Genomic DNA, 11328 nt, shown 5'->3' on the forward strand with positions numbered 1-11328 from the left:
ATTTCGCACAATCCCGATGGAACTGAATGATCTGGCCGCCTTCGTTTCGGTCGCCCGCGCGGGCGGCTTTCGCGATGCCGCGCGCGTGGCCGGCGTGTCGGCGTCGAGCCTGAGCATCGCGGTGCGCCGGCTCGAAACACGGCTCGGCCTGCGCCTGCTGAACCGCACCACCCGCAGTGTCGCGCCGACCGAGGCGGGTTTGCGTCTGCTCGAAAAGTTGACGCCGCTGTTCGGCGAAATGGAAGCGGCGCTCGACGTGCTCAACGGCTTCCGCGACAAGCCGACCGGCACGCTGAAGCTCAACGTGCCGGCGAGCGTCGCGCGCATCGTGCTGCCCGACGTGCTCGCGCGATTTCTGAAGCAGTATCCGGACATTCGCGTCGAAGTGGTGGTCGAAGACGGTTTCGTCGATGTGCTGTCGGTCGGCTGCGATGCGGGCATCCGCTACGATGAACGCCTCGAACAGGACATGATCGCGGTGCCGATCGGCGCGCGCGTGCAGCGCTTCGCGACCGCCGCCGCGCCCGCCTATCTCGACGCGCACGGCCGTCCCGAACATCCGGGCGAGCTGCTTGCGCATGCATGCCTGCGCGGGCAATTCTCGGGCGGCGCCACGCCGACGTGGTACTTCGAACGCGACGGCGAAGTGCTGCAATTGAATCCGTCCGGACCGCTGCTGGTGCGCCCCAGCGCCGCGATCGATCTGGCGATCAGTTGCGCGATCGCGGGCGTTGGCGTGATTCATCTATTCGAAGACATGGTGCGCCCGCATCTCGCGAGCGGCGCGCTCGAAGCGATTCTCGAGCCGTGGTGGCAGCGTTTTCCGGGGCCGTTTCTCTACTATCCGGGTCATCGGCATGTGCCCGCGCCGCTGCGCGCGTTCGTCGATTTTCTGAAAACGGATTCCGAATTGATTCCACAGGGATCCTGAACAATCATGCCACGCACGGCGCATGCGCCGATATCGGTGCGAAAAACGGCGCAGACTGTGTCAATGCCGCAGGCTGCATAGTTGCGCAATCGTCGTCAGAAAGAGGTCCGCGCCGATCGGTTTCAGCAGACACGCATTCCAGTACTGCGCGTCGCCCTCGCCCGGCGGCACCGCGGTATGCACCAGAATCGGCACGTTGGCGAATTGCGGCATCGCCTTCACGCGCCGGCACAACTCGGCGCCGCCCATGATCGGCATCATCCAGTCGGTGACGATCAGGTCGGGCATGTGCACGAGCAGACAGGCGAGCGCTTCGGCCCCATTGCTCGCGCAACAGACCTCGTACCCTTCGCTTTCCAGAATCAGGCGCCACGCGGCCAGAATTTCCGGTTCGTCGTCCACCAGCAGGATCGAAGACATCATGGTTTGCAGACGAGAATGGTTTGTTGTCTGATGAGACCCCGCAAGACATGTTCCACCCGACGCACCGGCGCGGGTAATGACCCGCATTGCCAGCGCGCGCGGCCGGCGCTTACGATACGTTGAAAAATGCCGCAGGATTTCGCAGGGCCATCGCTGCGATCGAAATCGGTCGTATGTTCGTATGTTGTAGAAACTTCATTCGCGCCTTCATCATGACCGATCCACGTGTGAGCCCGCTGCGCAGTTTTGCCGATTTCGTCAGAGCCGAACGGAACCGTCTCACGCAGCAATGGATGCAGGCGGTGGCCGCCGACGTCGATCTCGTCGAAGCGGACAAGCTTACTTATCAGCAACTGGCCGATCATCTGCCGGAAATTCTCGATAAACTGTGCGCGGCGCTCGATGCGGAAGATCTCGAACAGGTCGAAACATCGATCGAACGCGACGCTAAAAAGCACGGCGAGGTCCGTTGGCGCCAGGGGTACCGGATCGAGGAACTGGTTCGCGAACTCGATCTGTTCCAGCAGGTGCTGGCCGACGCGCTGGACGAATTCGCCGCGCGCGACACCACCTTCACGCGCCGTCACGAAAGCCGCGCGCGGCGGTTGATCGCCGACGCGTTCAGCATGGTCGCGTATGTGTCGATCAAGGAAGTGGTCAGCGAGCGCGACCGCAAGATCGACGAATACACCGGGCGGCTCGAACGCGCGAACCATGAACTGGTGCTCAAGCAGCGGCTGGTCGGCGATCTGCACGAATCGCGGATGCAGATCACGCGCAGCGTCGTGCACGATCTGCGCAACTTCCTCAACGCGTTTTCGATTGCACTGCAGCTGATCGAGCGCGCGCCGTCGAAGGCCGACACCGCGTTGACGCTCGCGAACCGTCAGGCCGCCGACATGAAGCAACTGGTCGATCAGATGATCGAGTATTCGGTCGTGCTCGGCGACGCGGCGCCGCTCGTGCCCGAGCCCGTCGATCTGCGCGAGCTTTACGACGAACTCGTCGTGTCGACGCGGCCGTCGATCGACGCGAAAGGCCTCGTGTTGCACAGCGCGTTCGATGCGGCGTTGCCGGTCGTCACGTCGCATCGGCTGAAGCTGAAGCAGATCGCGATCAATCTGCTGTCCAATGCGATCAAATACACGAAATCCGGACAAGTCGAATTGCAGTTCGCAATGCGCGCGCCTGGGCACTGGTCAATTCGCGTGTCAGATACCGGCGTCGGCATTGCACCCGCCGACGCGGATCGCGTGTTCGACGAATTCGAGCGCGCGGCAGGCGAGGATATTCCCGGCACAGGGTTGGGACTCGCGATCGTCAGGGAGCTAAGCCGCGTGCTGGACGGCCGGATCGAGTTCGCGTCGCGCGAGGGTGTGGGGACCACGTTCGAGATCCGCTTTCCACTGCGGATCGAGTGAGGCTTTGGCTGAGGGTGTGGCGCGGGTACGCCGGGGTGGCGTTGAAGCGACGTTGAGGTTGCGACATCGAGGTGATGCGAAAGCCGCGCCGATACTCACGCCGATACTCACGCCGATGTTCGCGCAGATATCCGCGCGACTCTTGCGAAGCCCGCGCGGACGTTCCGCTAAACTGCGCGAATCAGACACCTCTGACGACTCGCGCCGTCCCGACTTCGCATGATCCATCTTCACACTGCCCGCTTTCCCGAACAGCTCGACGTCGTGCGGACCCTCTTCCGCGAATATGCGGAAAGTCTCGGCATCGATCTCGGCTTTCAGCAATTCGATGAGGAACTCGCCGGGCTACCCGGTAAATTCGCGGCGCCGCGCGGCTGCGTGCTGCTCGCGAGCAACGGCGACGACGGGGCCACGGTCGACAACTTCGTCGGCTGTGTCGCGATGCGTCCGATCGACGACACGACCTGCGAGATGAAGCGTCTTTATGTGCGCCCGGCGGGTCGAGGTCTGCACGTGGGCCGCCAACTCGCGACGCAGATCTGCGCCGCCGCGAAACAGGCCGGCTATCAGCGCATGCGTCTCGACACGCTGCCGACCATGCACGCGGCGCTGGGCTTGTATGCGTCGCTTGGCTTCGAACCGATCGACGCGTATGTGTTCAATCCGATCCCTGGTGCGATTTTTCTGGAGTGCGATCTGACGCGGCAGCGCGAGCGATCGGTGTAGAGGTGTAGCGGTTTGGCGCTCGCGGTCCACGCTCGCCACACGTTGCGATGCTTAATGCGCGTGTAGCACCCGGACATCGCGAACACGGTGCGTCGACGGCAAACATTCGCTCATCGCACCGCCCTGCGCGCTCAAGCCACGCATGACGACTTCGGATGCCTTGCCATCGCGTCGCGCGAGTTCCGCGAGATCGAGCAACGCGGCGTAGCGTGCCGAGCAATCCGGCGCTGCGGTACTGGCGGGATCGGCGTTAATATCGTTCGCGGCAACCAGCGCGTTCGCGGCAACCAGCATCGCGACGACGAGCGCGGCAAACGCCGCTGGCTTACCGGCCACGCGCCACGACCGCGCTTTGCTTCGCGCACCACCCGCAAGTTCGCCTCGCTCCCCGCATGCACTGCCGTGCATCGCGCCATGCCTGCCGGCACGACGCAAGCGCGCCGATTCGATACACATCCTGATTCGCATCGCCGCGCTCATCGTCAGGCCCAATGCGCCGGCACCCACACGCGCCCGAGCCAATGCCCCGGCACCCAAACGGCGGCACGCGGCACCGGCGCAACATAGACCGGACGCGGCGCGACATACACGACCGGCGGAGGCGGCGCATAGACGACGGGCTTCGGTGCCACGTACACGACCGGCGGCGGCGTTACGACGACAGGCTTCGGTGCCACATACACGGTCGGCGGCGGCGTCACCACAACCGGCTTCGGCGGTACATACACGACCGGCACAGGCACAACGACGGCCGGCGGGGGCGGCGGCGGTACGACGACCACCGGCTGCGGCGCAACCACTACCGTGGCGCCGGTCGTCGTAGTGCCGCCAGCGACCACGACGCCGCCCGTCACCACCGTGCCGCTCGAACTCACCGTATTGCCATGCGTGCCGGTCACGCTCGTCGATGTCGTCACGACGCCGGGCGCGACGCGTGTCGCCGAGCCCGAGTGATAGACGCTGCCGCTATCGGGGCCCGTCACCGTGCCCGAGCGCGTGCAGCTCGACCCCGCGCAATTCGTCGACGCCGAGTGGTCGTAGGTATTGCCGTTCGATCCCGTGACCGAACCCGACGACGAGTACTGACCCGGCGCGGTCCGCGTGACGTCGCCGGAGGTCGTCGCCGTCTTGCCGTCCGGCCCGATCAGCGTGCCGGTGTGCGAGCACGAACCGCTCGCGCAACTGGTATCGCCGGCATGCTGCACCGAGTTGCCGTAGCGGCCGGTCGCGGTGCCCGAGTTCGAGAACTGGCCGGGCGCATTGCGCGTGACCGTGCCGGTGTTGCTCGCGAAGCCGCCGTACGGGCCGGCGACGCCGCCCGCATGCGAGCAGCTGCCGCCGCCGCACGAGCCGTAGTGGCCGCCGTTATAGACGCCGCGCGACGTGTACGCGGCGCCGTGTCCCGACCACGCGAACGCCGATGCGCTGCCGAGCGTGAGTATCGCGGCGGCCGCGCCGAGTACGAGCCGGCGCAGCGCGCGACGCGCGGTAGTGCCGATGGCGAATGACGCGACAGCGGAAGTCAAAGCGGAAGCGGCGAAAGAAGCTGAACGGGCAAGCGCCGGAGTTGCGGCACCAACGACGCCGGCCACCTTGACATCGGCCGTCACTGAATCTGCGAATGAACGGTTTTTCACGCTGTTTTTCACGCTGGTTTTCACGGTATGTCCTTGCTGGATTCGGGCCACTTGCGCGACTGCTGCGTGGCGACGAACGGACTATAGAAGGACCGACCGAGGAAATCATTAGCGCAAATATGTCGCGCTGTTTCAGCGTGGCTTCATCGCGAGGCAGGCCCGCCAGGCAAGGATTTGCGGGCATTTCGCGGGATGCGTGACATATCTCGACATAGTTTGGGAAGCCGCTTCGGCGGCGAATGTCCCACGCCCTGATCCATGCATTGCCCGGTCATTTCCCGACCGGCGTCACCTGCACCGCCGCCGCCGACACGAACACCGCATGCACGGTGTCGCCAACCTTCAGGTCATCCAGATCGACGCCGGGAACCGCTTCGAAGGTCTGTGTCTGATACGCGCCGCGCAATGTCACGCGACGCTGCGGGCGATCGATCTTCAGCACCGTCGCAAGCACCTCGGTCTGGCGCGCCGCCTCGTAGCCGCCCGAGGCCGGCGTATAGCTCTGCCGGTCGGCACGCTCGCGAATCCCCTTGCCCGCACCACTGACCTTCTCCACCTTCGTCAGCAGCGCGTTCTTGTACAGCACGTCGACGCGATCGCCGATCTTCAGCTGATCGAAGCCGGCGACCTGCTGGCTCACGAGCACGATCGCGACGTCGCCATGCGGACCCTTGAGCGTCAGCGACCGGTTGCCCGCATCGATACCGACGATCTCCGCCGTCATCTGCACCGGCTGCACCGCGCTGAGCACGCGTTGCGCGGCGCTCGCCGTGTCATCCTGCGCGTGCGCCGGCTGGGCTGCGGTCATGACTGCGCTCATCGCCGTGAGCACCGCCGTGATTACCCACGCCGCGCGTATCGTCGCCGTCTTCATTCGCGTTCTCCTCGACCAAAGTTGCAAACAGGGTGGCAGTCCGCCGTGACAACTCATCGCTGTCGCCGCGCTCATGCTCATGCTACGCAGTGTTCGTGCCCGATGCCGTGCCTCCGCATTTCCGCCCCATCGCTTCCCGCCACTCGCCAGGACATCCATTCCGTCGTTTCATGCTACGCTATATACCTATAGGGGGTATAGGTATGTCACATTTGAGTGAGCAAAAAGACGATCTGTTGAAGCGGGTTCGCCGCATCGCCGGTCAGGTACAGGCGATCGAGCGATCGCTGGAATCGGACGCCGACTGCGAAAAGGTTTTGCATCTGGTCGCCGCAACGCGCGGTGCGATGAACAGTCTGCTCGATGAGATCGTCGAGGCGCATGCGCGCGAGCACGTTGCCCATCCCGACCTGACGGCCAACCAGCGCAAGAAAGGCGTCGACGCCCTGATCGCGGCGATCCGTCGCTATTCGAAGTAGGTTTATATGACTGATTCCACAAACACGCGTCGCACGCACGGGCATTCGTTTCTCGGCGGCTCGCACGACGAAAACGCACGGCGGACCCGCTCCGTCGTCGCCCTCACGCTGATCATGATGATCGGCGAAATCACGGCCGGTTATCTGACCGGCTCGATGGCACTGCTCGCTGACGGCTTCCACATGGCAACGCATGCCGGCGCGCTCGGTATTGCCGCGCTGGCGTATTCGTACGCCAGACGCAACTCGGAAAATCGCGCGTTCAGCTTCGGCACGGGCAAGGTCGGTGAGCTCGCCGGCTTCGCCTCCGCGCTGATTCTCGCGCTGGTATCGCTCGGCATCGGCATCGAGTCGGCATTCCGGCTCATTCATCCCACCGGCGTGGCGTTCGGGCAGGCCACGGTCATTGCCGCGATCGGTTTGATCGTCAATATCGTCAGTGCGCTGCTGCTATCCGGCGCTCACGCGGAGCATGGGCATCACGCTCACGAGCCTCACCATCATGATCGGCACGGTCATGCGCACGGGACCGACAACAATCTGCGCTCCGCGTACGTGCATGTGCTCGCCGATGCGTTGACGTCGGTGCTGGCGATCGTCGCGTTGCTGGCCGGCCGCTATCTCGGCTGGGTCTGGCTGGATCCGCTCATGGGGATTGTCGGCTCGATCGTCATCGCGCGCTGGGCCTGGACGCTGATGCGCGACACGGCCGCCGTGCTGCTCGACAAAACGGATCAGCATGTCGCCGACGAAATCCGCGAAATCCTGAGCTCGCACGGCGACACCGAAATCGCCGACCTGCACGTCTGGCAGATTGGACCGGAAGCGAGAGCGGCAATCGTCAGCGTGCGCGCGCACGGCGCCCTCACGGCCGAGACGATTCGCTCGCGCCTCGCGCCGGTGCATGAAGTCAGGCATCTGACGGTCGAAGCGACGTAAGTGCCGTAAGTGCCGTAGGTGCCGCAAGCGACATAAAAGCGCCGCGACGCTCGCCGAACCGGATAACCATCAACGACAAAGGGCCGGCGTGTCTCCTCGACACACCGGCCCTTCCAATCTCCAACCCGCGTCAACCTACGCAAGCCGCGAGCGTGCGGTAGCGCGTCTGACGACGCGCCCGCTCGACACTTACACGCGTTCGATCGCGATCGCGATGCCCTGGCCGACGCCGATACACATCGTGCACAGCGCGAAGCGGCCTTGCGTGCGTTGCAGTTGATACATCGCGGTTGTCACCAGACGCGCGCCGCTCATGCCGAGCGGGTGGCCGAGTGCGATCGCGCCGCCGTTCGGGTTCACGCGCGGATCGTTGTCGGCGACGCCGAGTGCACGCAGCACCGCGATACCTTGCGACGCGAACGCTTCGTTCAGCTCGATCACGTCGAACTGGTTGATCGTCATGCCCAGACGGGCGAGCAGCTTCTGCGTGGCGGGCGCCGGGCCGATGCCCATCACGCGCGGCTCGACGCCGGCCGTGGCGATGCCCAGCACGCGAGCGCGCGGCACGAGGCCGAAGCGCTTCGCGGTTTCTTCGTTCGCGAGCAGCAGCGCGGCCGCGCCGTCGTTCACGCCCGATGCGTTACCGGCCGTGACCGTGCCGTCCGGACGCACGACGCCCTTCAGCTTGGCCAGCGATTCGAGCGTCGTTTCACGCGGGTGTTCGTCTTGCGTGACCGTGATCGGGTCGCCCTTCTTCTGCGCGATCGTCACACCGACGATTTCCTGCGCGAACGTGCCGTCGCGTTGCGCGCGCGCAGCCTTCTGCTGGCTCAGCAGCGCGAACGCGTCCTGGTCGGCGCGGTTGATGTTGTAGTCGGTCGCGACGTTTTCAGCGGTTTCCGGCATCGAGTCGACGCCGTACAGCTTCTTCATCAGCGGGTTGACGAAACGCCAGCCGATCGTCGTGTCGTAGACCTCGTTCTGGCGCGAGAACGCGCTGGTCGCCTTCGGCATCACGAACGGCGCGCGGCTCATGCTTTCGACGCCGCCCGCGATCATCAGCGCGGCTTCGCCCGACTTGATCGCGCGCGCGGCGATGCCGACCGCGTCCATGCCCGAGCCGCACAGACGGTTCACCGTCGAGCCCGGCACGTCCTTCGGCAGACCCGCGAGCAGCGACGACATGCGCGCGACGTTGCGGTTGTCGTCACCGGCCTGGTTCGCGCAGCCGTAGACCACGTCGTCGATCGCGGTCCAGTCGACGTTCTTGTTGCGCTCCATCAGCGCCTTGAGCGGCACCGCGCCCAGGTCGTCGGCGCGCACCGACGACAGCGAACCCGCATAGCGGCCAATGGGGGTGCGAATCGCGTCGCACAGGAATGCTTCGGTCATGTGATGTCTCCAGTTGAGATGCTGCGTGCGCTGCGCGCCGGCTCGCCGCGATCGCTCAGGCGGCGACGCGCTGACGCGTCGGCCCGACGGGCATCGCGGGAAGCTGCAAAAAACGTCGGCGCGGTGGCCGTCACGTCGCAGCAGCTTAGCGCAGGTTCGTGAACCATGGGCTCGGCAACGACGGCGAATGCTGCGGCTGCGTTTCCTGGCCCGGCCTGAGATTCGGCTTTTTGTTCTTTATACGAACACAAGGTCATATATCGAACAAAGAGACACGATAATAGGCGCGTGCGCGAAAGCGTGTCAAGCGCGGCCGGCGCCGTGCCAGCCCATACCAGGGAATACGCGGGGGGTTGTGGGTGACATGGTAACGAAGCCATCGCAAACGCGCCGCGAAGTCGGCTTTGCTCGCGTGCGAGGCGCGAGCAAAGCCACGCAGCCCGCGCCCGAGCGCAAAATCAGCGCCATCCCCTCACCCACTCAACCCAACACAATCCCTTCATCGGCGATATAAGCGCGGATCACGTCCGCGAAACTGCGTTCGCCCGCCAGCCCCAGCCGTTCGGCACGCGACGTATCCCACGCGCCCGGCCAACTGCCGACAATCCTCTCGATACGCTCGTCGGGCCGCCGCACGATGCGATTCGCCACCGCGTCGCCCGCGACCTCGCGCAGCGCCGCGATCATCTCGTCGACACTTACCGACAGCCCCGGCAGATTCAGCACGCGCTGCCTGCCGAGCGCGGCGCCATCGAGTTCGAGCCCGGCGATCAGGCTTTCGATCGCCTTGCGCGGCGACAGCAGCCACAGCCGCGTCGAGCCAGCAACAGGACACACGGCCTCCTCGCCGTTCAGCGGCTCGCGCACGATGCCGCTCGCAAACGACGACGCCGCCGCATTCGGCCGCCCCGGCCGCACGCTGATGGTCGGCAGCCGCAGCACCCGGCCGTCGACGAAACCGCGCCGCGAATAATCGTTGAGCAGCAATTCCGCGATCGCCTTCTGCGCGCCATACGACGATTGCGGATTGAGCGCGGTATCGTCCTGCACGACGGCCGGCAGATCGCCGCCATAGACCGCGACCGAACTCGTGAACACGACGCGCGGCACGTGTGCGCGCTGCCGGCACACTTCGAGCAGCAAACGCGACGCGTCCAGATTGATGCGCATGCCGAGATCGAAATCCGCCTCGGCCTGACCGCTGACGATCGCCGCCAGATGAAAGATCGCCGCGGTGTCGACATCGATCGCGCGTTCGAGCACGTCGCGCTCGGCGATGTCGCCGACCTCGGTCCGCACGCGCGAGTCGCCGAAATCGTGAGCGCGCGCGACGTCGAGCAACACCAGTTCGCTCAGCGCTTGCGGCGTGCCTTGCGCGTCCTTCAGCGAGCCGCGTGCGAGCAGTTCACGCGCGAGTCGCTGGCCGAGAAAACCGGCGCCGCCGGTGATCAGTACTTTCATGATTGCGGGTCCGTGATGAGGGATGAGCGATTGCGCGTGGCGGTCAGAGAGAACAGCAACGGGCGGTGACAGGAAACGACAGGCAGCGCGAGGTCACGACGGGTAACGATAAGCGGCGGCACGCAGCGCCACACAGTGGCAGGCAGCAGCCAACGCCGCTCACCGCCCCCACCCCGATCAGCGCGCCGCCTCCAGATACGGCGCGAGCCAGCCGAGCCCCGCCGAGGTCGCCGCGCGCGGCCGGTATTCGCAGCCGATATAGCCGTCGTAGCCGAGCGAATCGATCAGCTCGAACAGGTACGGGTAGTTCAGCTCGCCGATATCCGGTTCATGCCGCTGCGGCACGCCCGCGATCTGGATATGGCCGATGCCGGCCATATCGCGTCGGAGCTTGGTCGCGAGATCGCCTTCGACGATCTGGCAGTGATAGCAGTCGAACTGCACCTTCAGATTCGGCGCGCCGACTTCGGCGCAAATCGCCTGCGCGTCGTCCTGACGGTTGAGGAAATAACCGGGCATATCACGCGGATTGATCGGTTCGATCAGGATCGTGATCTGCTCGGCTTGCGCGGCCCGCGCGGCGTAGGCGAGATTGTGCAGGTATACGTCGCGCTGTTTTTTACGCTGGGTCTCGCCCGGCTCGTCTCCCGCGAGCAGACCCGCCATCACATGCAACCTGCGATTGCCGATTACGCGCGCGTAGTCGAGCGCGGTGTCGATGCCGCGCCGAAACTCGTCCTCGCGACCCGGCAGCGACGCGAGACCGCGCTCGCCGCCGGCCCAGTCGCCGGGCGGCGCATTGAAGAGCGCCTGGGTGAGGCCGTGCGCGTCGAGCCGCGCCTTCAGTTCGCCCGCGCGGAACTCGTACGGAAACAGCAACTCGACCGCCTTGAAGCCATCGCGCGCGGCGGCGGCGAAGCGGTCGAGGAACGCGTGCTCGTGATACATCATCGTCAGATTGGCGGCAAAGCGAGGCATGTCGGCAACTCCTTCAAAACGGTGCGGTGCGATGGGCGTCGTCACGCGTGCGGTGTTTGCAAGCCGC

At 65.2% G+C, this 11328-nt stretch carries 12 protein-coding genes; 5 read left to right on the forward strand and 7 right to left on the reverse strand.

Annotated features, from left to right (window positions below; translation table 11 throughout):
• Positions 1-16 precede the first annotated feature (16 nt).
• Positions 17-931, forward strand: a complete 915-nt coding sequence (locus HHL14_RS04950; RefSeq protein ID WP_169496459.1) for a LysR family transcriptional regulator — start codon at positions 17-19, stop codon at positions 929-931.
• A 60-nt stretch (positions 932-991) separates the two neighbouring features.
• Here HHL14_RS04950 and HHL14_RS04955 read toward each other — a convergent pair whose 3' ends face one another.
• On the reverse strand, positions 992-1354 hold the full coding sequence (locus tag HHL14_RS04955; protein ID WP_169496460.1) for a response regulator: 363 nt from the start codon (positions 1352-1354) through the stop codon (positions 992-994).
• A 212-nt stretch (positions 1355-1566) separates the two neighbouring features.
• Here HHL14_RS04955 and HHL14_RS04960 point away from each other — a divergent pair, with 212 nt between their 5' ends.
• Positions 1567-2775 carry a sensor histidine kinase gene (locus HHL14_RS04960; RefSeq protein ID WP_169496461.1) on the forward strand — a complete coding sequence of 403 codons (1209 nt, stop codon included), beginning with the start codon at positions 1567-1569 and terminating at the stop codon, positions 2773-2775.
• 219 nt (positions 2776-2994) lie between these two features.
• The gene (locus HHL14_RS04965) at positions 2995-3501 is read left to right on the forward strand and encodes a GNAT family N-acetyltransferase (protein ID WP_169496462.1); all 507 of its coding nucleotides are present in this window, start codon (positions 2995-2997) and stop codon (positions 3499-3501) included.
• A 51-nt stretch (positions 3502-3552) separates the two neighbouring features.
• Here HHL14_RS04965 and HHL14_RS04970 read toward each other — a convergent pair whose 3' ends face one another.
• From HHL14_RS04970 to HHL14_RS04980, 3 genes are all read right to left on the reverse strand, one after another.
• Positions 3553-3837 (reverse strand): hypothetical protein, encoded by a 285-nt coding sequence (locus tag HHL14_RS04970; protein ID WP_169496463.1) that lies wholly within the window; start codon positions 3835-3837, stop codon positions 3553-3555.
• Between the two features lie 146 nt (positions 3838-3983).
• Positions 3984-5027, reverse strand: a complete 1044-nt coding sequence (locus HHL14_RS04975; protein WP_169496464.1) for a hypothetical protein — start codon at positions 5025-5027, stop codon at positions 3984-3986.
• A gap of 382 nt (positions 5028-5409) precedes the next feature.
• The gene (locus HHL14_RS04980; RefSeq protein WP_230412924.1) at positions 5410-6012 is read right to left on the reverse strand and encodes a copper-binding protein; all 603 of its coding nucleotides are present in this window, start codon (positions 6010-6012) and stop codon (positions 5410-5412) included.
• An 89-nt stretch (positions 6013-6101) separates the two neighbouring features.
• Between HHL14_RS04980 and HHL14_RS04985 the strand changes: the two genes are divergently transcribed.
• A complete protein-coding gene (locus HHL14_RS04985; RefSeq protein WP_456238711.1) occupies positions 6102-6491 on the forward strand; it encodes a metal/formaldehyde-sensitive transcriptional repressor in 390 nt (129 codons plus the stop codon).
• 6 nt (positions 6492-6497) lie between these two features.
• Complete coding sequence (gene dmeF, locus HHL14_RS04990) at positions 6498-7430, forward strand: CDF family Co(II)/Ni(II) efflux transporter DmeF (protein ID WP_169496465.1); 933 nt, start codon at positions 6498-6500, stop codon at positions 7428-7430.
• A gap of 189 nt (positions 7431-7619) precedes the next feature.
• On the opposite strand, the gene pcaF is transcribed toward dmeF, so the two are convergent.
• From pcaF to otnI, 3 genes are all read right to left on the reverse strand, one after another.
• Positions 7620-8822 carry a 3-oxoadipyl-CoA thiolase gene (pcaF, locus tag HHL14_RS04995; protein WP_169496466.1) on the reverse strand — a complete coding sequence of 401 codons (1203 nt, stop codon included), beginning with the start codon at positions 8820-8822 and terminating at the stop codon, positions 7620-7622.
• A gap of 480 nt (positions 8823-9302) precedes the next feature.
• Positions 9303-10283, reverse strand: coding sequence for a D-erythronate dehydrogenase (denD, locus tag HHL14_RS05000; RefSeq protein ID WP_169496467.1), 981 nt, complete (start codon positions 10281-10283; stop codon positions 9303-9305).
• A gap of 177 nt (positions 10284-10460) precedes the next feature.
• A complete protein-coding gene (gene otnI, locus HHL14_RS05005; RefSeq protein WP_169496468.1) occupies positions 10461-11261 on the reverse strand; it encodes a 2-oxo-tetronate isomerase in 801 nt (266 codons plus the stop codon).
• Between the last annotated feature and the right edge of the window lie 67 nt (positions 11262-11328).

Source organism: Paraburkholderia antibiotica, assembly GCF_012927125.1.
Classification (GTDB): domain Bacteria; phylum Pseudomonadota; class Gammaproteobacteria; order Burkholderiales; family Burkholderiaceae; genus Paraburkholderia; species Paraburkholderia antibiotica.

Excerpts from the sequence above, each read along its gene's own strand:
- HHL14_RS04950 (WP_169496459.1), top strand. The coding sequence starts at position 17 with ATGGAACTGAATGATCTGGCCGCCTTCGTTTCGGTCGCCCGCGCGGGC.
- HHL14_RS04955 (WP_169496460.1), bottom strand. The coding sequence starts at position 1,354 with ATGATGTCTTCGATCCTGCTGGTGGACGACGAACCGGAAATTCTGGCC.
- denD (WP_169496467.1), bottom strand. The coding sequence starts at position 10,283 with ATGAAAGTACTGATCACCGGCGGCGCCGGTTTTCTCGGCCAGCGACTC.
- otnI (WP_169496468.1), bottom strand. The coding sequence starts at position 11,261 with ATGCCTCGCTTTGCCGCCAATCTGACGATGATGTATCACGAGCACGCG.
- dmeF (WP_169496465.1), top strand. The coding sequence starts at position 6,498 with ATGACTGATTCCACAAACACGCGTCGCACGCACGGGCATTCGTTTCTC.
- pcaF (WP_169496466.1), bottom strand. The coding sequence starts at position 8,822 with ATGACCGAAGCATTCCTGTGCGACGCGATTCGCACCCCCATTGGCCGC.
- HHL14_RS04980 (WP_230412924.1), bottom strand. The coding sequence starts at position 6,012 with ATGAAGACGGCGACGATACGCGCGGCGTGGGTAATCACGGCGGTGCTC.
- HHL14_RS04965 (WP_169496462.1), top strand. The coding sequence starts at position 2,995 with ATGATCCATCTTCACACTGCCCGCTTTCCCGAACAGCTCGACGTCGTG.
- HHL14_RS04960 (WP_169496461.1), top strand. The coding sequence starts at position 1,567 with ATGACCGATCCACGTGTGAGCCCGCTGCGCAGTTTTGCCGATTTCGTC.